Here is a 24,604-nt window from a genome sequence, read left to right on the forward strand (position 1 = left end):
CAATAGGTATAGGTGGATGAAGGCGTTACCTTTTAACTGACTTCATCTGGTTTAAGTGAATAGATATTAAGCCGGTTATCATTCGTTTCACCTGTACTCACCATTTGCACCAGCAGTTGATCGCCGCTGGCGGTAAACAGGTAGGCACGGATGTTCCAGTCCTTATCGCCGGTGAAGAACGAACAGACGAAATCGCCCGTATGCCTGTTAAACACCAGCACTTCGCAGGACCGGGTATTACCGAGCAGTATATAATTTTCATTTACAGCCAGGTACGTCCTAAACAAAAACGGGGCGCCGGTCACATAGGGTTTATACCCGATCTCCTTCGTAACCTGGCCGGCAGCATCCAACTCCACGATTTTCTGGCCGCCGGAAAAATATACCTGCTGCTCATAAAAAGCAGGCGTTGTTGCCAGTACAGTTTGACTGGGGAATGTAAACACCACTGTTCCGGTAAGCAACGCCACCTTTACCATCTCTCTTTTTTCCGTAAACAGGTAAAAATGATCGCCAAAAACTTCAGCAGGCACGCCGGTATGCTCGGCGCCGCCATCCAGGAGCGCCGATTTTTCAGCGGTCCATAATGTATCGCCACTGCGGAGGTCAATTCCCGTAAGGGCTTCCTCTCCTTCGGAAATGACCATTACCTTATCATTGGAAAGAAAAAAGCCGGCGCCGGATGAAACAGTGGTTGACCACAGCGTATCATTGGATAACAGATCAATTTTCCGCAACAACGTATGCCCGTTACCGTCAGGCGCTTCCACTACCATGGCGCCCGGGCCGGCAAAGCAAAAACCGGCGCTGTCGAGTGTACGTTCCACCACCAGTCTTCCATCTTCCGGATCGTATAGGCGTACCTGTTGCCCATGTACAAAAATCAGCCGCCCGCCTGTCACATCAAAACTTTCCTCCTTCCCTACCGGCATTGACCACGCAGGCGTCAGCGCCTGCCTGTCATAGGCCGTTAGCATCCCATCTTTTTTGATGATCATTTTATTGCCCACAGGGGTACAGGACTTGAGTTTATCTATGGTAAATAATAGTTTCATATTAATCTATCAGGTAAAAGATCTTTTCAAAGTTGTTCTCTACAAACTTAATGAAGTTCTCTTTCGTTTGATTATTTACGCCATTCTGTTTTTTAATGTACTTTTTGATAATCGTTTCATCTATATCTGCTTCTTTTAAAAATTTCGTCACGGTTGCTTTTAAATCTGCCATTGCGCTGGCGCCTTCATAAGCGCCTTTCTTTTTCAACAGCCACCTGAATTCGTCAATGCTTGCTGCCCGTTCGAAATCTTTCAGTAACTGCGTGATATATTTCTTCTCAAAATTCTGGATGCTTTTCATCTCATGCGCAATCGTGATAAGGCCATCCGAAGTCAGGATATCAATATCCCTTGCATCAACAGGCACCTGGAACCCGATAATCTCCTTCGGATCGAACGGCAGCTTCTCCGGCCTGTTCAGGCAATAGATCACAAACTCCTCCCCGATATAGGAAATCCCCTGCCGCTGCTCCTTCGCCAGGTTCGCAATCACAGACTTCGCATTATCCACCTCCGCGAAATTCTCCACAAAAGCCCCGAGGTCATTTTTAAACGTGTTAAAATCCGCCACATTCCTTTTGGCCAGGGCTCTCGCATTCAGTATCTGCGACATCTTTGCGTGATCCAGCCCCACCTTGGCGGCATGCTCGCTTTTCAGCAACGCATGGAAAAATCGCTGGTTTTCAAAAACCTTCGCGGAGTTAGGCACTACGCTCAGGGTTTTCCATGTTTCCAGGCTTACTTCCTCCCCTAGTTCAAATGCTTTGAGCGCCGCTTCATCGCCGCCGAAATGTGTGAAGAACCGCAGGCGGTCCTGCACATCCAGCCCTTTTAATTTGCTGAAAAGCCTGGAATAGGCAGCTGCGTTGCCGGCTACCTGGGTAAAGTCAAAATACTTTTTCCAGAGCGTAGGATTAACCAGGCCTTTGGAGTTGGCAGCACCCGCTTCAAAAGCCTTCAACACATCCGGACTTCCTTCAAACTCCTCAATAAAGGCTCGCTGCGCCTTTTCCTCCATGGCTTTTATCTTCGCCTGCAGGGTAGGATAGGCATCCAGTTTCTTCAACAGGTCCTCCAGGGTTTGCTCCACGAGCTTGCCCATCACCACTTCATTGGTCCCGTTATGCTCTATCTCCACGAATATATGCCCCGCGTCATCCTTGAATGCGTTGGCCCCGTCCTCTATCCGGGATATCGCCTTGATGCTTTGGGGGTCCACACCTGGGAGGGAAGATACATCCACCTCTATCCGGCCGACGCCCGCCAACTCAAGCTGTGGGTTACCGTTAGGCGGCAAGACGTAAGGAATCCACTTCTTAGCCACGTCATCCCAGTATTCTACCAGCTTCCTGAAATCCTCCACGTGTATCCGCACTACCTTCTTCCCTACCTGGTACAAGCCTTTGGCCGTTTTACCGGAAACCTTGAAAGCAAAGGAAGCCACCTTCCCCGCTCCTTTCATCACGTAGGTAAACGGATCCAGGGCATCCATCAGCTGGCCTATCTTTGCGGCCGTCCCGGCTTTTGCAAAGGCAAAGTAGAAGGAAGCGATATTGATTACGTCCACGCCTATTGTATGACCTACCTTGCACGGGTTACCGGTGTGGGCGTCCTTGATCATCTTCCCGAAAACGCCCATGACACCTTTTATCCCTTCCTTTTTATAGAGCTCGCCCAGCTTGGTGATCCCCTCCTTCATGTTATCCCACTCCTTCCCGCCAGACAAGAGGTTCAGCGTATTGGAAATACCTTGTATAAATTCCACGGTGCCATTCCACAAACCCACCGTGAAGGCGAAGTTGATACGGGTCATGGTGAACTTGTCCTCGTCGTGGCCATATTGCAACGCGCTCAGGATAGGATACAGCGGCGCCGCCACGAGGTTGCCCACCGTGCTGCCCACCACCAGGCCGGGGATGGAGTTAAAGTCAGGGTCCTCCGGATCGTAGTACTTAGGCGGTACGATGGCCTTCCCGATCAACCCGGAAATAGCGTCAAACATATCCGCCAGCGGATTGCCGTGGAGTTCCGGCAGTATCCTTGCAAAGAGCGCGGCAAAGGCGCTGATCTCCTGCTGCTGCGGCACATCCTTGCCGTAGCCGTATTCATACTGGATACTTTTGTCCGCCGCTACATGCACCCAGATCACAATCTCTTTTGCGCCGGCAGGGTTGGCCACATAATCCTTTACCTGCTTCAGCAATTCATCCGGGGTAACATAGGAGGTAATGAATACTTTTGGTATATAACCGGTTTCGCCGGAGGATTTATTCAACCCTTTCAGTACCCGCGTTAATTCCTCCGGACTTAGCCCGTGGCTGTAATCAACGATCGGTACGCCTCTTGTTTCAACCGGCGCCTGATCATTATCGCCTTTATACTCTTTCGGCATGCGGATGTACCAGTCCCCGAAATAGCTGTTCAGCGCCGGCACAAACCGGTTCTTCAGCTGTACAGGCATCGTTTTGGCGCGGAATGCCTTATACAGCGCTTTGGGATAAGTGGTCAGGTAACCGACAGGATCGCCGATGCTGCGCACGCTGTCCAGGTTGGCGTTCAGCATGTCCAGCTTCCTGCGGGAAATGCCGTCTCCATATGCCTGGGTAATGGCAAAGGCCCGGTTCAGTGACTGGTTGTAGAGCAGTAACTCCCTCCCATACACGATGCCTATACGAACGGTGAAGTCCTGCTGGGAAAAACCGGCTTTACTCCATATCTCACCCGCCAGCTCCTTCACTTCGCTGTTCACCTGCGCTATACGCGCGGGAGGCGCATGCTTTTTCAGTTGCAGGTAAGCGGAGGCCTTATCTCCTTCTTTTATCGGGGTGGTGAGATTGATGATCCAGCTGTTGAATACCAGCACGTACACGCCAAATTCTTTCTTATTATCACTGGCAAGGTTGACAGCTTTCAGTTCCTCATTGATCGTTTCAGACTCGGCTGCACTGATAAATTCATCCTTCCATACGGACTTCTCATTTTTCGCGCCGTCCTTCAGGGTGATGTAATTCGGATCTACAAAGAGGATATAATTATTGTTGGCCGAGCGCCCATGCCGGTCGTTCCATTCGTTCTGCGCAATCAGCTGTTTCAATGCAGCCACGCCCCGGTCCACCACTTCCTTACGCTGCAGGCTGTCCAGCGGCAGGGCAAAGGCCTGCGCCGCCGTCAGCCAGTACACAATTATTATCGCCAGTAAACGCTTCATCACTTTCATGGCTAATATTTTTCTAGTATTTCTGCAATGAGGGTTAATATGGAAGCACTCACCTTTTTCACCGTGCCATCCTTGTCATTTTTGGCGGCTTCCGTGGCAATCGCTTCCGCGGCCGGTTTGCCATCCACTTTCAGCAGGCTCACCACTTCCTTATCCGTCTCTTCTTCCTTGCTGTTTTTCAGGATCAGGAGCAGCGTGCTTTCATTCTTTTTATACAAGGCATTCAGGTAGTCGGAGATGGCGGATACGCCGGCGGTATTCACGGATGCTGCCGGCATCTCTTCCATTTTCTCCATCAGCAATACCGGGCTGTCGGAAGCGCCTCCTGCCGGGCTGGCCGCAGGGTTCACCGCCTTCAGGAATTGGTCGAACGCCGCTTTCTTTTGCTGGTAGCCGGCTTCGTCCGCCGTTTGCTGCCGCTGTTTCACCAGTACGTCCAGCGCAAGGCGGTAGATATTGATCAGGTCTTTCAGTTTTTGCTTCGCCATTTCAAAGGCGGCTTTGGCATCGCCGGTGAGCTTCTTCAGGTCGCCGGCCAGTTTTTGCCCGGTGGTTTGCCGCTCTTCCGGACTCATATCTGGGTATTGCGCCTGGTAGGTTTGCAGCTCCTTCAACTTCTCCTGCAGCTCGCCCAGTTGCGCCTGCGTGGCGGGGTCGAGGTCGTCCCAGCCTTTCATCTTGTCTATTTCGGACAGCATGTCCGCCGCATCGATGAGGAAGAGTTGTTTAGGATCGGGGGAAGTCAGCATGGTATCCAGCTTGTCGAACAGGTGCTGTATGGCATCGTCGAGGTTTTGCCTTACCTGCTCATGACTGCTCTGGGCCAGCTCTATCACGCCGGCGTACATACGCTTATCCGTATTCACGCTGATGTTGCTGAAGGTGACCGGCAGGTCCAGGAAGCCCAGCAGGGGCACCATTACCTGGCCCGTACCGCTGAACTGGCCGTTGCTGCCGCTGACGGAGGTAAGAATCACTTTAAAGTCCGCCGCATAAATGGTATCCTGTATATTCAGTTTTTCAATACTGTTCGTATTGCTGATCTTCTGATCGCCGGCATTTTTACCGCACACGAAATCGCCTTCGCTGAGGGTTTCGTTCGGCATGGTAAACTGCTGGATGGGCGAATAATCCCCGTATCCCCACATACACTGTGCTTTCACCTGGTATTCGTATTGCTTGCCCGGCTTCAGGCCACTGATGGTCGCCTGGGGCATAAACGAAGTTTCCTCGTACCATTGGGATGGCGCGTTGCCCGCTTCCCGGTAACGCACGGTGAAGCCCTGCTGGGAGATGGTGGAGGCCCAGGAGAGCTTCAGTTCATTCCTGCCGGCAAATGCGGCCACAATCTGCTGCGGCACGCTGCATTTTTCGCCGTAGGTGAATTTCACCACTTCGCTGAAGCCATCGTTTACAAACATATCCTTGCCGTCCGCTTCAATGGCCTGCACCTGCACGGCATAGTTGTTCCCCGGCGTCAGGGCCGGCTCGCCGGGGCCGTACACCAGCGACGTCTGCTGCAAGATATTTTCGTATATGGGTCGCAGTGAGCGCATGGCATCGTTGGGATCACGGTCCTGCGGCACCAGTTCCACCAGGCGGAATTTATACACCACGTTGAACGCTGCGTTGACAGAGGCGGTATGCCGGGGCATCCATTGAAACAGTACATTCTGCGGGTCCATAGCGTCTACCTTAGCATTAGCCATGGGCAGGTTGATGATGGGCGGATAGCTCAGGAAGCTCGCCACCATGGCAGATCCCGCGTTGGAGATTACTGTATTGCGGTTATAATCCATTACCTCTACGGTAAAGCGATAGATGCCTTCCGGTAACTTAGCCCCGTTCCGGGTAAAGGAATTATCCAATCCCTGAATAACGAGATTGCGCGTGTCAAAATAGGGCGCGAGATCGGCCCCTGATAAGGTTACCATCTCCCCCCCATTAATAATAAAAGGCGCTACATAGAAGCCTGTTTTATTTTGTATGGTGATGCCAATGCCTTCGATGGTAACCCGGAGGCGGCATTTGTAATTGGATTCAGTCAGGTCTTTCAGCAAAATATGCACCTGCATGCGCTGCACATCCGGCGCCGCATAGTCGCTCAGGTACAGGCTATACGGCGGATTCAGCTGCACATTCACCATCACCGGATGGTTGATCTGCCCTGCGGCCCAGAGCGGCAACAGTAACAGTGTGAATAAGAGTCGTTTTCCTATAGACAAGCGCATGTTTTAAAAATTATAATTGTATCCCAGTGTGGACGTCAGCTCCGAAATGCTTTTAGCGGAATTACTGCTGCCCGACCTGTTCAGGCCCGTAATCCCCAGGTTCAGGTTATGTTTCTTCTTCACCGTGTAAGCGCCGGAAAGCCTCGCTGTCAGCACTTTTGTGCCGGCGTTGCCATTGTTGAAACTACCGTTCCAGGACACGGTGCCGGATGTACGCAGTTTTTTATTCAGCAGCGTTTTGTTCACGCCCAGGGTAGGCCCCAGCGTAGTGCTTTGCATATTCATGGCAGAGTTGCGGTTGGCGTTGAAGCCAAGGGTGACGGACATATTCCTGGGCACCAGCTGCATGCTGTAAGCCGTATTGAGGTTATAGAAAACCGTACCGGTAGGCTGTTTCACGCCGCCCTGCAAATCGCTGCTTTTCATGTAGGAAACATTGCACATCAGCATCTGCGCTTTTTCTTTCGTGCGGGAGATGCTGTAGTTCATACTCATGCTGGCGTTGCTGGATATCTGCGTATAATTGAGCGTGTCCAGGTTCTGGTAGGGCGATACCTGGTTGATGTAATCGAAATCGGATTTGATATTGACGAAGGACTGGAAGTTGCTGTAGGAGAAGTTGAAATTCATTTTCTGGGATGCTACCCAGGAGAGGTTAAGGGCGCCGACCCACCGGCTCATCGTGCTTTGCTTGTCTTTCTTCAGGTTGTTATGCTGCACCCCGGCGTTGAGCCCTCCCGTTACTTTGTCCTTAAACATCCTGAACTGAAGGTTGCCGGTGATATTCTCGAAGTCGTTCGTAAAATAATAGGCGCCAAGCGTTTTGTATTCCGGCGCTACCCATTCATACCCCAGGCCCAGCGAGTATTTATTGGCCGAGTAGGTCATCCCTGTTTTATAGGCCGTGTACAAAGCGGTGGTGCTGTTTTTTTGGATGAGGCCCAGGGATGGAAACTTCACCAGGTCCGCACTATCGGATGCCAGCCGCGCATCGCGGGTGAGTGCGCTCCAGGCCACCTCCGCGTTTACGGACAGGCGGTTCATTAATTGCTTGCGAACGTTGAGGCCTACCACGAGGTTTTCCTGCGGGGTGATATTATACTGCGGCCCGGGCGCTTCGATGGAATTGGGATCGTCCTTGGCGCTGAACACGATGAGGTCTATATTATCTTTCCCGGCGCCATAGCTGGCTTTAAAACCATAACCCATACGCTTATACGCAGGAATGATCTCCGGCCGGGTAGTATCCGCTGTTACAGCCTGTTGCAGCCGCCCGTACATGGCGCTGAACTTAAACCGCCCTGCCGGCGCGAGGTCCACCCCCAGCCCGTTAAACAGATGGCCGCTTAAAGTATAGCTGGAAAAATTCATGCTGGTATAGCCGATATGACCGGTGATCCATTTATACGTTGGCGTGAGGCCGTATTGGTTAAAAGGCTGGCTAAACGCTACCCTGCCCTGGTTGGTATAGGAGAATGAGAAGGGCACTGCCCATCCGAAGAGGTCAAAGTTGATGTTGCCTGTAAGAAAAAAGTTATAGGGCTCTCTCCGTCCTTCCTGCAAACCTGACGACAGGTAAGCTACCTGCTCGAGGCCAATGCCGCCGGTCACTTTGATGGGTTTTTCCTTTCCGATGGCATCGAGGCGCTGGGCCATTGATGTAGCGGGACTAAGCAAAAACAATGCAGATACAAGCGCTACTGCTCTGCAGGCATAGGTATGGTATTTGGGCCGATGCAAACTATGAGATTTAGGTGATCGGGATCTTCAATGGGATAAGGTTAATCTTTTCCAGCACACAAAATATAAATATTTTATATACGATAATATTATTATTTGATCTTGGAAAGTTGGGATGTATAAGTCATTGGAGGTCATAGTGCGCCCTGCAAAAAATGCTACCAAATAAAAAAAGCGGGCCCCCTGGCCCGCCAACAAAACTTCCGCTTTCACCGTATGCGCCCTACGCAGCCGTCTTCTCCGCAAACCGCCTCGCCTGCACCTTATCATATTCCTTCACATAATCCGGATGCTCCGTGCCCATCAGCCGGTCCCACACCCTGAAATACAACCCGTAATTCCCTTTGAACTTACTATGATGCAGGTTATGATGTACCGATGTATTCAACACCTCAAACGCCCAGGTATGCCTGAACCAGCGCGGCATCAGCTCATAGCCCAGGTGGCCGTACACATTAATCATAAAACCTGTCACAGTAAACAGCATTATCGTAATAGGGTGCAACGGCATCAGGACGGTGAGCACCAGCAGCACGCCGCCTTCCGCAATCGCTTCCAGCACATGAAAACTGTAGCTCGTCCACGGGCTGGGATTGGTGCTCAGGTGATGCACCAGGTGCGTGCGCTTGAACAGCGCCGGGTGATGCAGGATGCGGTGCATCCAGTAAAAATAGGTATCGTGGACGATCAGCGTCAGCGCCAGGCTCACGCCGATGTACCACAGCGGATAGTCGTTCACGTTAGTGTACAGCTGCGTAATATGCCGTACCGGGGTAAACAGTATGATCACAGAAATAACGGTAAACACCAGCGTGCTGGTCATGGAGTGCCATACCTCCCGGAGGAAATCCTTATTGCCAGCCAGCCGCTGCTGGATTTTACGCCGGCTGTTCCTGCGGGGGAAGAAGAGGTAAAACAGCAGGAAAGGAATCCCCGCCAAAAGAAAATACCGAATAACAGAGGTGGTAAAAATTTTAATCGTCGCTGCAATAACTGCTTCCATATCCATTGAGATTATACCTCAAAATTAGCTACAGCAGCAGGATACCGGGGTTAACAAAGGTTAATAAATCCAATTAACAAATGTTAATTTCCCGCTTCATTTTTGCGGCCGCGGGCATGTAGCCGCTTACGGATACGGCTCAACGAAACGGGCGTTACCCCCAGCATGGACGCAATATATTTATCCGGCACCCGGTTCACCACGCCCCACTTACTGTCCAGCAGGCGCAGGTATCTTTCCTCCGGCGTCAGGAACACAAATCCTTCCAGGCCTTCCAGCGCTTCTCCCAGCATCTTCATCAGGAAGTAATTACGCAGGGGCTCAAACTCCGGGTGTACTTTAAGCACCTCTTCCAGCTTGTCATAATCGATTTCCAGCATGGTCACCGGCTCCAGCGCGCGGTAAATAAAGCGGGAAGGCTGCCGCTGGATAATGCCATCATGGGAGGCAATGAGCTGCCCTTCCCAGCGGAGGAAGAGCGTACCGTCATCCCCGCTCGACTTCTCCGCATACGCCCGTATGATCCCTTTTTCAATATAGGCCAGCTTGCGCGTGAGCTCGCCCTCCCGGATATACGCCTCCCCTTCTTCCAGCTTCACCATCCGGGTAATGGCAAACAGCGGCGCCGTATCCGCCGGCAGCACGCCGCTGAGCTCCTGTAACAATTCCTGTAAAAGACTGATTGAAAAAGACATCTTTAAAATTTAACGGCAAGATAAAAACTATTTCCTTTCCCGGACCTCCGCCCCTGCCGGCTGCTGCCGCGTGAGCGTGCGTATCAGCCAGGGCAGCGAAAGCCCCTGCCCTATCAGCGATATCAATACCGCCACTACGGAAATGAATATGATAATGTCCCGCTGCGGAAATGGCGCTCCGCCTTCCAGCGTCTTAGGCAAACCTATGGCAATCGCCAGGGATACAATGCCCCGCATCCCCGCCCAGGAGATGATCAGGCTGGTCTTATAATCCAGCAGGGCATTGGCGCTCACGCGCTTGTCCTTCCGCTGAAAAGCCCGCTGCAGGGAGCCTTTCTGCATAAACACCCGGATCATCCGCACCACCAACGCTACGATATTGACGAGGAAAGCATAGCCGACATACAGCCATACCTTGTCAGGATCTATGTTCTTCAACACGTACGGAAACTCCAGGCCTATCAGGATAAAAATCAGCCCGTTCAGCATGAATATTATGATATCCCAGATGGACTTGGATTGCAGCTTGATACTATCCGGAAATACTTTCTTGCTGAAGCGGGAAATGCCCAAGCCCAGCAGCACCACGGCTATCACGCCGGATACATGCAGCTCTTCCGCCAGCAGGTAAGTGATAAAAGGCATGATCAGCATAAAGCTGATGGTAACCATATCATTATTTTTCACCCGCACGAGGATGAAGGCCAGCAGCTTAGCCATCACAAAACCGATGATAGCGCCGCCTCCCATGAGGATAAAAAATTGCAGCAACGCCTCCCGGAATACAAATGCCGTCCCCGTTACGGCCGCCAGGGAAAAGCGAAACGCCACCAGCGCAGAGGCGTCGTTGACCAGGCTCTCCCCTTCGAGTATCGTCAGCGTTTTATGGGACAGGCGCAGGCCCTTGGTAATACTGGTAGCCGCCACGGCGTCCGTCGCGGAAAGGATGGCCCCCAGCGTGAAGGACATGGCCCAGGTCATACCCGGGATAAGATAATGCGCCAGCACCGCGATGCAGGTAGCCGTCAAAAACACCAGCCCTATCGCCAGCGCGCTGATGGTACGGATGTTCGTCCGGAAATCCGGAAACGAAATATTGAACGCCGCATCATACAATAAAGGAGGTAAAAAAATGAGGAAGATAATTTCCGGATTGAGCACAATCTCCGGCAAGGTGGGAATAAAGCCAATGCCTATACCGGCTACAATCAATAGCACCGGGTAAGGTAATCTTATCTTGCCGGCCAATGCCGATAAGCCAATCATGACCGCCAACAGAAATAATACGATACTGTAATTCTCCATGCCCGCTGGATAAGTTTTTTATGCGGTTAAAGATAACCCTTTTCAGTAATTGCAGGGGGTTAAAGGGGGCAGGGTTGCAAAAGCAATCGCCCCTGCTTACTTTTAAAAAATAAGTCTGACTAATTTATGAGAAACACGTCCTTACTCCTTATTCCATTATTTGCCCTTGCCATGGATGCTGCCGCACAAACCTGCTCCTGCGAAAGCAATTTCCTCTGGGCTAAGAAAACCTTTGAAGAAAACGATGCAGGGTTTAGCTACATCATCAAAAAGAAAGGCCGGGAAGCCTATGAAATGCACAACCGGGTGTACCTGGAAAAAGTAAAAAAGCTGCCGAACAACAGCGAGTGCGCCGCCACCATTAACCAGTGGATACGCTTTTTCAGGAACGGCCATATCGGCATCCAATACCTGAAGAGCGATGCCGCCGCCCAGGCCATACAGACGGCGCCCGCCACGGAGGCAACGCTGCCCGAAGGCGTGGACAAGGCGAAATACGAAAAGGCTGCCGTACAGCTAAATGCGAGGAAGCCTTTCTTTGAAAAGCTCGACGCCACCACTGCTTACCTGCGCATCCCTTTCTTTGAAATTTCCGAGAAGAAGCTGATCGACAGCGTCATCCGCCAAAACAGGGACGTGATCCTCTCTACCGAAAACCTGATCATTGACCTGCGGAACAATCCAGGCGGCAGCGACGCGAGCTTCGAACAACTCCTGCCCATCCTCTACACCAACCCGGTACGCACGGTGGGCGTGGAATTCCTCTCTACCCCGCTGAACAACCAGCGTATGCTGGACCTGACCAAAATGGATGAATTTGACGAGGATTCCCGGAAGATGTTCAAAACGTTCTATGATACGCTCAGCGCGCATCCCGGCGAGTTTGTCAATTTGTTCGGCAAGGATGTGAACATCTCCAAACGGGATACCGTGTACCCCTATCCGAAAAGGGTGGGTATCATCATTCACAATAAGAACGGCAGCACCACAGAACAGTTTTTGCTGGCCGCCAAACAAAGTCAGAAAGTGAAATTCTTCGGCCGTACTACGTATGGTATGCTGGATATTTCCAACGTGCATATCGTACCATCTCCCTGCAAGGATTTTGAGCTGTACTACGGCTTGTCGCGTACGATTCGCATCCCGGATTTTGCGATCGACGACATCGGGTTGCAGCCGGATTACTTTATTGACCGCACGGTGAAAGACTACCAGTGGGTCGACTTTGTAGCCGAAACACTGAACAACGGCAAAAAATAATCATTCGGGTGGCAAATCTTTTGCCACCCTGTTTTTTTATCTGGAATTTTGCTTTACTTCGATGTAGCGCTTTTTTTCTGCTTCCCCAGGCGCGTATAAATTTTAATGCTATGTGGAAATACTATTTAACCCTGGTACTGAGTTGTACCGTATGTTTTGTACACGCGCAACAGTCAGACGCTCCAAAGCTGGACTCCTTCCTGAACGCGCTGGCCGCGCATGACAAGTTTATGGGCAGCGTGGCGGTCACTAAAAATGGAACGCTGGTATATGCCCGGGCAACCGGTTATGCAGATGTTGCCGCCAAACTCCCGGCAGACGGGGAAACGAAATATCGCATCGGCTCCATCTCCAAAACGTTTACCGCGGCGCTGGTATTTAAAGCCATCGAAAGCCGCCAGCTGGCGCTGGATCAAACGCTGAGCAGCTGGTTTCCCGGGATTGCGCAGGCGGATAAAATCACGATCCGCCATATGCTGAGCCACCGCAGCGGCATCCACAACTTCACCGCCAACCAGGATTATCTTTCCTGGAGTACCCAACCGAAAACGGAGAAAGAACTGGTGGACATCATCACCAAAGGAGGGAGCGATTTTGAACCTGGCAGCCGCATGTCCTACAGCAATTCCAACTACGTATTGCTCACCTACATCCTGGAAAAGGTTTTCAAACAACCCTACGCCAAATTGCTGACTACCTATATCTGCAAGCCGGCGGGCTTAACAAACACATACCTGGGCGGGAAGATCCGCACCGCTGACCATGAAAGCAATTCCTATAAATTCCTTGGCCAGTGGCAGCTGATGCCGGAAACGGATATTTCCGTTCCGTTAGGCGCAGGCGGCATCGTGTCCACCCCGGCGGACCTCACGCGGTTTCTCCGCGCGTTGTTTACCGGCAAGATCATCAGCAGGGAAAGCGTGGAGCAAATGAAACCTGTCAGCAACCAGGAAGGCCTGGGCCTGTTCCCGATGCCTTTCGGCGATAAGGCCGGCTATGGCCACAATGGCGGTATCGATGGCTTTAGCTCCCTCTGCGCCTACTACCCGGCGGATGATATTTCTTTTGCCATCACCTCCAACGGCGCCAACTACGATATCAACAACATCGCCATTATCCTCATGTCCGCCGCCTACGGCGCGCCTTGGGAAATGCCGTCTTTCAGCGCCTACGCGGTTACCAGCGAAGAGCTGGACCAGTACACCGGCGTCTATGCCTCCAAAGACCTGCCGGTTAAAATCACTTTTACCCGCCAGGATAACACGCTCATCGGGCAGGTGACCGGGCAGACGGCGCTGGCATTGGAGCCTACCGGCAAGCATCAGTTCAGGATCGACCGGGTGAAGGCGGAGATGACGTTTGATCCCGCGGCTAAGACGATGACGCTGAAGCAGGCCGGCAGGGTAATGGTATTTACCAAAGAATAAAAAAACCGATACGATTGCGTAAGGGAACGGCGTTCCCATGGCATACTGCAAAACATATAGCCATACCTGTTAGTAACCGCTTTCCGGCTGCGGCATTATATTTTCTCCCATAAAAAAATTTTGGGGGAGAAAAAAATGCTGCCAATAGGTAGGGCATCGTTATTACAAAATTTGCAACTTTGCAGTATGCCAACACAACGGCCCAACCTTATAAATACAGGCATCTTATGAACCCAAAGCAACAGCCCATCGATTCCCGGTTCAATGCGCAAAGCACGGCTGATGAAGTAGCGGCCGGTCATGACCTCCGCGGTAAAAACGTGGTGGTGACAGGCGGTAGCGCCGGCATCGGTTTTGAAATAGTGCAAACCCTCTCACGGGCAGGGGCCAACGTAGTGGTAGGCGCCAGGAACGCCGGTAAAGCAAAAGCCAGGCTGGAAGGGCTGCCCAATGTATCCTACCATCCGCTGGACCTGGCGGATCCGGTTTCCGTGGAAGCCTTCGCCAAACAATACCTGGCTGCGCACCAGGCGCTGCATTATTTGTTCAACAATGCCGGCGTATTTTTTCCGCCGGAGATAACGACGGATAAACGGGGTTACGAGCTGCAATTCGGCGCCAATCACCTCGGGCATTTTCAGCTGAGCGGCCTCCTTTGGCCCGCGCTGAAAAAAGCCGGCAACGCGCGCGTCATCGCGCATTCCTCCGTGGGGCACCGGCGTATGGCGCTCCGCCTGGACGACCTGAATTTTGAACGCCATCCTTACGATCCCGTAAAAGCATATGCCCAATCCAAAACAGCCAATGCCTTGTTTGCCGTGCATTTGAACAAGGCGGGGCAACCGCACGGCGTAAAAGCCTATGCGGTGCATCCCGGCGCTATCCTCACGGATGTAGTGCTGCATATGTCCGAAGCGGAGCTGGAAGCCTGGAAACAGCGGGTCAAAAATTTCAAAACGCCGGCCCAGGGAGCGGCAACCGCCGTTTGGTGCGCCCTCAGCGAGCAGCTGGATGGCATTGGCGGCGTTTATTGCGAGGATTGCAACATCGCTCCGTTTGTAGCGGATGATGAAACGATTATTTACGGGGTGCGCAGCTATGCCAGCGATCCGGAGCTGGCGGCGGCCTTGTGGCAATTCAGCGAAAAAGTGACGGGCGTAGAATGGCCGGCATAAAAAAAGACCCGCCAGTAGCGGATCTTTCTTTCATACTTTATGTCTTGCTGTTTGCGCGCTGGCAATCGACTGCTATTTATGCTTCAGCGCGGCAATCCGCACCACCAGGTCAGCCAGGCGGTTGGAATAGCCGAATTCATTATCGTACCAGCCTACTACCTTCACGAGGTCGCCCACGATGGAAGTGAGCAAGGCGTCAAAAGTGCAGGAATACGGGTTATCCACGATATCGATGGATACGATGGGATGTTCCGTGTACTTCAGGATATTTTTCATATCGCCTTCCGCCGCCTCCCTGAACTTCGCGTTGATTTCAGCTACGCTGGCAGGCTGCTTCCTGAGGATGCAGGTAAAGTCGGTCAGGGAGCCGTTCAGCACCGGTACGCGTATCCCCGCGCCTCCCATGCGGCCTTCCAGGTGCGGGAAGATAGATGTGATGGCCTTGGCGGCGCCGGTGGAAGTAGGGATAATGGAAGCGGCCGCAGCGCGCGCACGGCGCAGGTCCCTGTGGGGCGCGTCATGCAGGTTCTGATCCCCTGTCATGGAATGCACGGTGGTAATATAGCCGTCAACGATACCCCAGTTGTCGTCCAATACTTTTACCATAGGCGCCACGTTGTTGGTGGTGCAGGAAGCGTTGGACAATACAGGAGCTGTAAGGTCTACCAGGTGGTCGTTTACCCCTAATACCACGGTCGGAATGTCCTTATCGGGCGAAGGGGCGGACACAATCACCTGCCTCGCGCCGGCCTGCAGGTGTAAGCCCGCGGCCGTGCCGGTGGTAAACTTCCCGGTGGATTCTACGACCAGGTCAATGTCCAGCTCCGCCCAGGGCAGCTTCAAGGGGTCGCGTTCCGAGAGGATACGGATCTGGCGCCCGTCAATTACCAGGTGGTCGCCCGCCAGGCGTACCTCCCCTTCGTATGGCCCATGTACGGAATCGTACATATAAAGGTGAGCCATGGTAGCGGCATCCGCCAGATCATTAATGGCAACCACTTCTATACCCGGCCTTTCCAGGGCCATCCGTAAGAATATCCTGCCGATACGTCCAAAACCATTGATAGCTATCCTCATGTTGTAACTTTTGTAAGCTGCAAAATTATTTTAAAAGCGAACGTTAGCAAAATCATTATCAGGGAATTAGCAGGGAGGTGACAATCGACCCTGATGGTCGGAATTTGCACAATTTTGTTAACGAAATTTAAATTTCTGGTACTATAAGACATATCCTGACATTACAGAGTAGTAAATCATAGTAGGATATGAGAAAAATTATGTTAGCCTTCGCCGGCTGCCTGTTTATCAGTCAGACACAGGCACAGGGGATCAAAGAAATCACTGTGAGTACTGGAAGGTATGATATGGACAACAGTTCCCGCAGTAAGATCACCCAGCTGTCCATGGGCTGGGAAACCTGGGCGCTCAACCGTTTTAACCCCGTTGGCAAAGCCACCGATATTGACAACTGGGACCTGAATGGGATGAAAAAAAACGTCCTGAAGCTGGAATGTACCGCTAAGGATTGCCTGGACAGCATGCAGCTCAATTTGCTTTATACCCAGTTCAACTTTTCCGAGCCCATGAAGCAGGGCGGTAAATTTGATGTGGATATGAAAATTGTATATGAGGATTCCACCGGCGTCACCAAAACGCTGAAGAGATCGGCAGAGGTGCATATACCCAAGAACTCTATGACGGCTATGCTGAGTTGGGTGTGGGAACAGCCGGAAGAGCCTAAAAGGAAAAAGAGGGATTGAGCTACTTCCTGAAAAATAAAAAGCCTTTGGAATTTATCCAAAGGCTTTTCGTGTTTTAAGTAATGTATGCTGATAGCGTTAACGCCAACCCAATCCTGGCGCTACATACTTCAGGATGGAGGACAGTACGTGTACATTGTATTCAACGCCCAGTGTATTCGGTATCGTTAGCAGCAAGGTATCCGCTTCGCGGATGGCTTCATCCTCTGCCAGCTCCTTAATGAGTTGATCCGGTTCGGCCGCATAGCTCCTGCCGAAGATGGCGCGCTTGTCCTGTTCGATCATGCCGATTTTATCCACCCGGTCGCTTTCCCGGCCGAAGTAATAACGGTCCTGGTCATTGACCAGCGCAAAGATGGAGCGGCTCACGGACACCCTTGGCTCGCGCGTATGGCCGGCCTTCTTCCAGGCTTCCTTGTACAGCCTGATCTGTTCGGCCTGTTGGATATGGAAAGGCTTTCCGCTTTCGTCGTACTTGAGCGTAGAGCTTTGCAGGTGCATCCCGTTTTCCGCGGCCCATACCGCTGTAGCGTTGGAAGCCGCGCCCCACCAGATGCGATCGCGCAGGCCTTCCGAATGAGGCTCCAGGCGCAGCAACCCCGGCGGATTGGGAAACATCGGGTAAGGGTTAGGTTGCGCGAAGCCCACGCCTTTCAGTTTGTCGAGGAACTCCAGCGCCTTACGGCGGCCCATATCCGCATCCGTTTCGCCGGCTGCAGGCTCATAACCGAAATAGCGCCATCCATCGATGACCTGCTCCGGCGATCCCCTGCTGATGCCTAATTGTAATCTTCCTCCCGAAATCAGATCCGCCGCGCCGGCATCTTCTACCATATACAGCGGATTTTCATACCGCATATCGATCACGCCTGTTCCGATTTCTATCTTGCTGGTTTTAGCGCCGATAGCCGCCAGTAAAGGAAACGGCGACGCCAGCTGGGCGGCGAAATGGTGTACGCGAAAGTACGCGCCATCCAAACCGATTTCTTCCGCGGCTACGGCCAGGTCGATAGATTGAAGCAGGGTATCACTCGCGGTACGGGTGCTGTAGGCCGGATGATTGGCCCAATGCCCGAATGATAAAAATCCTATTTTCTTCATAGCTTTTCTTTCCTACTGAAAGGTAAGACTTTATTGTCACTGATGAAGATAATGCAGGGAGATGCATCCGGAAGGAAGGGTTCTGGCATCGGCGAGTTTTAAATGCTCCTGCGCGCCCGGATGGATGCCATCCAGCAAACGCCGGCCCTGCCCTGCTATCACGGGATGCACGAGGAAATAATATTCATCCACGAGCCCCAGCCTGATTAATTCCCCCGGCAGTTCCACACCGCCAATGGAGATATCTTTACCGGGTTGCTGCTTTAGTTGCATGACCTCTTCGGCCAGGTTATCGCGGATCACCCTGGGGTTGCCGGGAAAGTGGTCCACCGTCCGGGAACAAACTACCTTTTCCAGACTATCAAACACCTTCGCAAATTCAAGCATCGATGGGGCGCCGGTTTGCGCCCTGGCCACCTCCGGCCAGAAAGGCACCATCAGGTCATAGGTCTTACGACCGTAGAGGAGCAGGCCCGCCTGGCGCAGCAGGTCCGTAAAGTACACGTGGGTTTCTTCGCTGCCGCTGATTTGTGTGTGGTCGCAGCAGCCACCGGCAGTCAGGTTAATACCGTAGATAATTTTTCTCATTGGAATCGGATTTGAAGATACAGGCCTGGTGTAGTTGCCTTTCAAAAATAAATCAATCCGATGTTCGGGACAGGGGGTATCTGCGACAAAAAAGCCCCGGTATTTACCCGGGGCCTTTGAATGGTTGTTAGCGTCAGTCAATCTGAATTTGTTCAATGGCTTTATCCATGGCATGTCCCTGCACGGCCGGCATTTTGAGCCCTTCCGCCCGCACGACGGACACATCCTGCATGCCGAGGAAGCCCAGCACTGCCTGCAGGTAAGGCGCCACAAAGTCGTACGCCTTAGCCGGACCTTCCGAGTAAATGCCGCCGGAAGTCATGGCTACATACACCTTTTTTCCTTTGACCATTCCCACCGGGCCATTTTCCCCGTATCCGAAAGTTACGCCGGCACGGGTAATATGATCGATCCATGCTTTCAGGGAAGAGTGGATGGTGAAGTTGTAGAGCGGCGCGCCGATGACGATAATATCGGCCGCCAGCAGCTGTTGCACCAGCGTGTCGGAAAGCTGGATGGAGGCTTTGTCTTCCTCCGTCAGCTGATCCTGTGGGATAAAGAAAGCGCGCAGCGAGTCCGGCGTCAGGTGAGGTATTTCCATTTCCACCAGGTTCAACTCTTCCAGCGTGCTGCCGGGATATTTTTCCTGAATTTTTCTGACGATGGCCTGGCCCAGTTGCAGACTATGGGATGCTTTCCCTTGCAGACTTGAAATCAGATGAAGTATGCGTTTCATAAAAATTGCCTGTTTAATTTTTCCGTTTTATCTGCCGGTATGCCCGGCATGTTCCAATCGAATTATCGAAGGCAAAATTAGGTCCGCCTGGTGGTGAAAAGGAGGGAGTTACTTAAAGGTAAGTAGTAACGTAGAGGTTAGTGGGTGGGGAATTTTTTTGGGGGGAGGGGTTGGTGGTTGGTGGATAGTGGTAAGTTGTAAGTGGTTAGTGGTTTAGTGGTTTAGTGGTTTAGTGGTTTAACGGTTGATTGTAAGTGGTTAGTGGATATATGGTGTAATGAGTTGCGGTTGATAGCCGGCGGAGCGGAGCAGCGCAGTGATATTAACCGCCGGCAAACGACTCTTTATTATACCTGTTCCGGTATTCCAGTGGCGACATCCCGGTAATCTTACGAAATACTTCGCGGAATGCCTTCAGGTCCGAATAGCCTACTTCGTACATCACCTGGTTGATCGTCTTCCGGGTGGTTTCAAATGCGCGCTTTGCTGCTTCAATTTTCAGGCGCTGAAAGTATTCCAGGGGCGTGTTGCCCGTTGCTTTAATAAACCGGCGATCAAAGTTCCTGCGGCCAACGGCAAACCTGGCTGAGAGTTGTTCAAAGGAGATTTTCTCGCTCATACGCTCTTCAATATAGGTTTGCGCCGCTTTGACCATTTCGTCCCCATGTTCCTTCTGCCCTTTGAAGATCATAAAGGCGGACTGGCTGTGCCGGTCGATCTCAATCTGGAATACCTTTGAACAGAAAATCGCCGTCTGCCGGTCAAAATATTTTTCGACCAGGTATAATACCAGGTTCAGGAACGAGTAGGCGCCACCGTTAGTATAGATACCGTTTTCCTCGGTGAGCAGTTTATCGGATTCGACGTTGATTTTTGGGAATCGTTGTTTTAACTGGTCAGCTGCAGACCAGTGTGTGGAGCAGGTTTTGCCGTCCAGCAAGCCGGCAGCCGCCAGGAGGAATGCCCCGGTGCAGATGCTGGCGATTTCAGCGCCGTTCCTGTATTGCACGCGCAGCCATTCGATTATCGGCGCGTTCTGCGCTACTGCTGCATCAAAAGCATGGTTCAGGGAAGGAACAATGATCAGGTCCGTTTGCTTTACCTGCGAGATATCCGTATGCGGCTTTACGCTGAAAAGGCCGCCGTAGAAGTCGACCACGGGAGCGGTTCCCGCCAGCTCAATCCGGAAGAGCTCCTTGCCCTGATGTTCTTTGCGGTAGGCATTGGCGCGGGAGAATATTTTGAAAGCACCTACTATACTACTGAGGTTATTTTCGCCGTTGGGCACGATGATGGTCAGATGCTTCATGCTGGGTTTTCTACAAATATAACGCTTGTGAATGTCCAAATCAACCCACCAAAAGGTCCATATCACCCACCCTGAAAGTCAAAATCAGGCGGTAGCTTTACCTAAAAATTACGCCTGCCCCAAGGCGGCCCTACGGAAACAAATTAACCTTCAAAGTCAAAACACTACATATGATGAATGCGCAAAATTATACGGCATCCATACAGGTACGGCAGTCGCCCGAAGAAGTTTTCCGGGCAGTCACCAACGTCCGCGGCTGGTGGTCCGAGCAAATCGAAGGCCGCACCGATGGTTTGGACGAAACCTTCCATTACCACTACCAGGATGTACACCGCAGCCGGATGAAAATAGTCGAATTTGTGCCGGATAGTAAAGTAGTCTGGCTCGTAGAAGAAAATTACTTCAACTTCACCAAAGACGCATCCGAATGGACAGGCACCCGCATCAGCTTTGACATCAGCAAAAAAGCGGATCAGACGGAATTGGTATTTACGCATATCGGCCTGGTGCCGACGGAAGAATGCTATAATATCTGTTCGGACTCCTGGGGCAACTACATCCGCGGCAGCCTGAAAGCCCTGATAGAAACCGGCAAAGGCAATCCTAATCCTTACCAGGCTGCGATTGACAGCGCCGGGAAGAAGAAAAGCGAACAGTCCCGCAGCTACCAGGTAAGTTTCCTGTTGGATAAGGCGCCAGCTACCGTGTATCGCGCCATCTGCGAGGTGGACCAGTGGTGGTGTACGCATTTTAACGGCGCATCCGCCAATACCGGGGATGAGTTTGACGTGACCTTCGGAGATGTGCATTATTCCAAACACAAAGTAGTGGAAGCAGTACCTTTTAAACGCATCATCTGGCTGGTGACGGATAGTAAGCTCTCCTTTTTGAAGGATCAACAGGAATGGACAGGCACTAAGAACATTTTTGAGATCGATACCCTGGAAGGGAAAACGAGGTTAACGTTTACCCATCAAGGCCTCGAGCCGGAAGTGGAGTGCTATGAGGCATGCACGAAGGGATGGCAACAGTTTATAGCAGACAGCCTGGTACCGTATATACAGGAGGGGAAAGGGAATCCGTTCAGGGGTTAACGGACACCGCTCCGGTGATCCCCATGGCAGCGTTTAAATGCTCCAATATCCTTGCCTCTTCATTATGCCCGTCCGTCGATAATCTCAATAAAGGCAGACCTATCTTTTTCAGGATATGGTCTTTCTTATTATCTCTCTGCTGTTGCAGCCGGTTGGCATGGAATGCCACGCCATCCACCTCGATAGCGAGGATGGGCGTTTTATCGATTTTATTATACAACAGAAAATCAAGCCTGGAATTGCTTCTTATAAACCGGGTTTCCTCTTCGGTGAAGGGTTGAAAATCCCGGATAAGGTCTGACAGCTTGTATTCCCTCGCCATATCAATACCGGCGTACCTGATATGGCTTACCAATATTTTTTCCCGCAGCAGCTTATCTATGATGATCTCTGCCGCGGATCCTTTTATGTTGTTATTGGAAGAAATAAAGGACACGAATACCTGGTTATACTCCTTGTACAATAAGTCAAACACGGAACGTATGCGGCCGGGTACAATGGTTTTCTTGGGGTCCGTCGTGTAACACATGTAGCGTATGAGATCCCCGATGTTTGTTCCGTGCGGCAAATCCATGGATGCTGACTTCACTAATACAAATTCCTTCACCGCCCTTGATACGGCAACATTTATCAGGTTGGGGTTATCAATGAATGCGCTTATTTTATTTTTGACGGTGTTGAATATAATCACTTCTTTTTCACGCCCCTGGAACTTATGGATGGTATCCGCCTCTATACCGGGCGGCAGCTGCTGCTGCAAGAGGTGCGTGTGGTTTCTGTAGGGCGCTATCACGCCCACTTTTGTATAGTCCGTAGCATATCTCTCCCGGATATATAAGTCTGTTTCAGCGATCTGCCTTTGATTATAATTATCTTTTTCGCCTGAGATGTTTGTTTCAATTATCCTGAACGGATGATGCTGACCGGAAGTCATAATTGCCAGGTTATTGCTATAGTACTTCTTGTTACAGAACCCGATGATGAGGGGGTGGCACCTGTAATGTTCTTTCAGCAATACGGCCTCGATCTTATGGCCGTACAAGGTCTTCAGCGAGTCCAGGATATTCTTTCCGACATAGTCATACGCAGGAGCAACCGTGTATTTCGACAGGATTACTTCCGCCGCGGCCCGGCTTTGCTCGTCCACAATATGGGTGAGCTGCATACTATCCCCTACCACGATCGCATTCCGGCAGCAGGAAAAGCACACGGCGGATTTGATGACGTCTACCTGCGAAGCTTCATCAATGATCAGGTAATCAAACAGGTGCCCTTTGGGAATACTGGTGTGCAGGGAGAGCGTCGAACTGAGGATGACCGGGTATCGTGCGGTGAATTGGTCAAACTGCCGGCGATAATCGTCCGCTGTGAAGGTAACCGCATTCAAACGGCTGTACCTTTCATATAACAGCCCATTGAATATTTCTTTGGAAGCTTTAATCAGGCTGCCGAGATTTTCCTTTTCATCATGGGATTGCAGCCACCTTTTAATGCGCTCGGTTTGCTTTTTTAACTTTGCGGTATATATTTCGTAGAACCTGTGATTGACATAAACGGGGAATTCTTCGTGGTACTGCCTGATAACATCCAGGTCGAACAGGCCGTATTGCAGCGTGAAGCGTAATTTGTCGATGACGGAGTACTTTTTCTCCCTATCGGCGGCAGCAACCAGCTCTTTTAGCTTCAGGGCGCTCCTGACGCTCCACTTGCGGTAAAACTTCTTGTCCAGTATAGACTTTATGTTTGGATCGAGCGGTTGCTCTGCTTTCAGATGACTAAATTCGATTTCCGCGTCAGATAAGGCTGCCGTTAAATACGCAAACCTATTCCGCTGCTGAAAGCATTTGGTAAGCATGGCATCCAGCCGGCGCACCTTTTCCCTGCGCATTTTTAACTGCTCCCCTGGTAGCTTGAAATTATCAGGAACGGTTTGTTTTTCGAGGCTTCCGAAAAAGGTGGCTTTATTGTTGCTATTGCCCAGCGAAGCCACTACTGTTTCATAACCGTATTTCGCTAACTTCTCCCGCACATTAAATACAGCAGAATTGTTGTTCGAAACAATTGCCACCGTTTTTTGCTGCGCAATAAGATTGGCGATAATATTCAGAATTGTTTGGGTTTTACCTGTACCCGGAGGGCCTTCTATGATGCTTAAACTATTGCTGAGCGCAGTTTTCACCGCCTGTTGCTGGCTTTCATTGCAGCCGAAGGGGTAAATCAGCAGCTCGGGGGCCTTAGTGGCAGCCGGCGGAACGCCGTCGATATACTTCGATAACACAGACCTGGATTCCTTCAGGTCTAAATTTTCAATCGCTTTGAGTAATATGTCATTGCTGATTTGATTGGCGCCTCTGGCCTCCCCTTCTTCCGTTTGAATATCAAAAGTATTGCTGGTATGTTCTTCCAGGATCCTTTTGAAATAACTGATGACGGAATCTGCCCGCCGATTATCCTTCCTGATGTCGCAAATTTCAATACTGGCATCGTTTTCAACGGGATCAGAGCAGTAATCCCCGTTTCTGAAAATCACATAACGGCCATAGCTATCAACTGCATTATATTTTTGATTCAACTTTCCTTGTTCGTAAATACGGACGTTTTCCCTGGTGGCAAGGAGGGGGTAATACTGGACTTTATCGGCTCCGTAATTGTAACTTCTGCCGTCGCTAAATGTAACGCGGTATCCGTTCTTTGCCTGGGCTATATGCCTGACGTTTCCTGCATATTTGAATTGGAAGGAGGTTTTGTTTTTAAGGAATACAATGAAGGAGCGCTGCATTGATAAAGGTGTTATATATAGGATAGTATCTAAGTTACTAATTTAAGTTTTTTGGGGGATGTTGGGAGTTTTTTGTGGATGTTGCTGGGATGAAAAATGCGTTCGGGTATAATCCGAAGGCATTTACAA

18 protein-coding genes are annotated in these 24,604 nt (G+C 51.2%); 5 read left to right on the plus strand and 13 right to left on the minus strand.

All coding sequences use genetic code 11. The features are described 5' to 3' along the window. Positions 1-32: 32 nt before the first annotated feature. The 7 genes from BOC67_RS14270 to BOC67_RS14300 form a co-directional block, all read right to left on the minus strand. Positions 33-1,055 (minus strand): PQQ-binding-like beta-propeller repeat protein, encoded by a 1,023-nt coding sequence (locus tag BOC67_RS14270; protein ID WP_291911036.1) that lies wholly within the window; start codon positions 1,053-1,055, stop codon positions 33-35. A 1-nt stretch (position 1,056) separates the two neighbouring features. Further along, positions 1,057-4,272 (minus strand): hypothetical protein, encoded by a 3,216-nt coding sequence (locus BOC67_RS14275; RefSeq protein ID WP_291911037.1) that lies wholly within the window; start codon positions 4,270-4,272, stop codon positions 1,057-1,059. Between the two features lie 2 nt (positions 4,273-4,274). After that, a complete protein-coding gene (locus BOC67_RS14280) occupies positions 4,275-6,503 on the minus strand; it encodes a fibronectin type III domain-containing protein (RefSeq protein WP_291911038.1) in 2,229 nt (742 codons plus the stop codon). A gap of 3 nt (positions 6,504-6,506) precedes the next feature. Beyond that, positions 6,507-8,243, minus strand: a complete 1,737-nt coding sequence (locus BOC67_RS14285) for a hypothetical protein (RefSeq protein WP_291911039.1) — start codon at positions 8,241-8,243, stop codon at positions 6,507-6,509. A gap of 223 nt (positions 8,244-8,466) precedes the next feature. Then, entirely contained in the window at positions 8,467-9,246 is a 780-nt protein-coding gene (locus BOC67_RS14290; RefSeq protein WP_291911040.1) for a sterol desaturase family protein, read from the minus strand. Positions 9,247-9,329: 83 nt separating this feature from the next. Further along, a complete protein-coding gene (locus BOC67_RS14295) occupies positions 9,330-9,941 on the minus strand; it encodes a Crp/Fnr family transcriptional regulator (protein WP_291911041.1) in 612 nt (203 codons plus the stop codon). 27 nt (positions 9,942-9,968) lie between these two features. Next, positions 9,969-11,246, minus strand: a complete 1,278-nt coding sequence (locus BOC67_RS14300; protein WP_291911043.1) for a Na+/H+ antiporter — start codon at positions 11,244-11,246, stop codon at positions 9,969-9,971. A gap of 126 nt (positions 11,247-11,372) precedes the next feature. Between BOC67_RS14300 and BOC67_RS14305 the strand changes: the two genes are divergently transcribed. The 3 genes from BOC67_RS14305 (at position 11,373) to BOC67_RS14315 (ending at position 15,108) form a co-directional block, all read left to right on the plus strand. Then, positions 11,373-12,506, plus strand: a complete 1,134-nt coding sequence (locus BOC67_RS14305) for a S41 family peptidase (protein WP_291911044.1) — start codon at positions 11,373-11,375, stop codon at positions 12,504-12,506. Positions 12,507-12,616: 110 nt separating this feature from the next. Then, on the plus strand, positions 12,617-13,933 hold the full coding sequence (locus BOC67_RS14310) for a serine hydrolase (protein ID WP_291911045.1): 1,317 nt from the start codon (positions 12,617-12,619) through the stop codon (positions 13,931-13,933). Between the two features lie 227 nt (positions 13,934-14,160). Then, positions 14,161-15,108 carry an SDR family NAD(P)-dependent oxidoreductase gene (locus tag BOC67_RS14315; RefSeq protein ID WP_291911046.1) on the plus strand — a complete coding sequence of 316 codons (948 nt, stop codon included), beginning with the start codon at positions 14,161-14,163 and terminating at the stop codon, positions 15,106-15,108. A gap of 72 nt (positions 15,109-15,180) precedes the next feature. On the opposite strand, the gene gap is transcribed toward BOC67_RS14315, so the two are convergent. Then, positions 15,181-16,185, minus strand: a complete 1,005-nt coding sequence (gene gap, locus BOC67_RS14320; RefSeq protein ID WP_291911047.1) for a type I glyceraldehyde-3-phosphate dehydrogenase — start codon at positions 16,183-16,185, stop codon at positions 15,181-15,183. Between the two features lie 188 nt (positions 16,186-16,373). Here gap and BOC67_RS14325 point away from each other — a divergent pair, with 188 nt between their 5' ends. Then, positions 16,374-16,868: a hypothetical protein gene (locus tag BOC67_RS14325; protein WP_291911048.1), complete on the plus strand. Its 495-nt coding sequence runs from the start codon at positions 16,374-16,376 to the stop codon at positions 16,866-16,868. A 78-nt stretch (positions 16,869-16,946) separates the two neighbouring features. Here the strand turns inward: BOC67_RS14325 and BOC67_RS14330 are convergent, their stop codons facing one another. The 4 genes from BOC67_RS14330 to BOC67_RS14345 all read right to left on the minus strand — a co-directional run bounded on the left by BOC67_RS14330 (position 16,947) and on the right by BOC67_RS14345 (position 20,602). Continuing rightward, positions 16,947-17,969, minus strand: coding sequence for an LLM class flavin-dependent oxidoreductase (locus BOC67_RS14330; RefSeq protein ID WP_291911049.1), 1,023 nt, complete (start codon positions 17,967-17,969; stop codon positions 16,947-16,949). 36 nt (positions 17,970-18,005) lie between these two features. Beyond that, positions 18,006-18,557, minus strand: a complete 552-nt coding sequence (locus BOC67_RS14335) for a dihydrofolate reductase family protein (protein ID WP_291911050.1) — start codon at positions 18,555-18,557, stop codon at positions 18,006-18,008. 133 nt (positions 18,558-18,690) lie between these two features. After that, the gene (locus tag BOC67_RS14340; RefSeq protein WP_291911051.1) at positions 18,691-19,293 is read right to left on the minus strand and encodes an NAD(P)H-dependent oxidoreductase; all 603 of its coding nucleotides are present in this window, start codon (positions 19,291-19,293) and stop codon (positions 18,691-18,693) included. 322 nt (positions 19,294-19,615) lie between these two features. Further along, positions 19,616-20,602 carry a GlxA family transcriptional regulator gene (locus tag BOC67_RS14345; protein ID WP_291911052.1) on the minus strand — a complete coding sequence of 329 codons (987 nt, stop codon included), beginning with the start codon at positions 20,600-20,602 and terminating at the stop codon, positions 19,616-19,618. 170 nt (positions 20,603-20,772) lie between these two features. On the opposite strand from BOC67_RS14345, the gene BOC67_RS14350 reads away from it, so the two are divergent. Then, complete coding sequence (locus BOC67_RS14350; protein ID WP_291911053.1) at positions 20,773-21,696, plus strand: SRPBCC domain-containing protein; 924 nt, start codon at positions 20,773-20,775, stop codon at positions 21,694-21,696. Here the strand turns inward: BOC67_RS14350 and BOC67_RS14355 are convergent. After that, positions 21,686-24,475 (minus strand): AAA domain-containing protein, encoded by a 2,790-nt coding sequence (locus tag BOC67_RS14355; protein WP_291911054.1) that lies wholly within the window; start codon positions 24,473-24,475, stop codon positions 21,686-21,688. The two genes, BOC67_RS14350 and BOC67_RS14355, sit on opposite strands and share 11 nt — an antisense overlap. Between the last annotated feature and the right edge of the window lie 129 nt (positions 24,476-24,604).

The sequence above is a fragment of the Chitinophaga sp. CB10 genome, from assembly GCA_001870995.2.
Lineage (GTDB): Bacteria > Bacteroidota > Bacteroidia > Chitinophagales > Chitinophagaceae > Chitinophaga.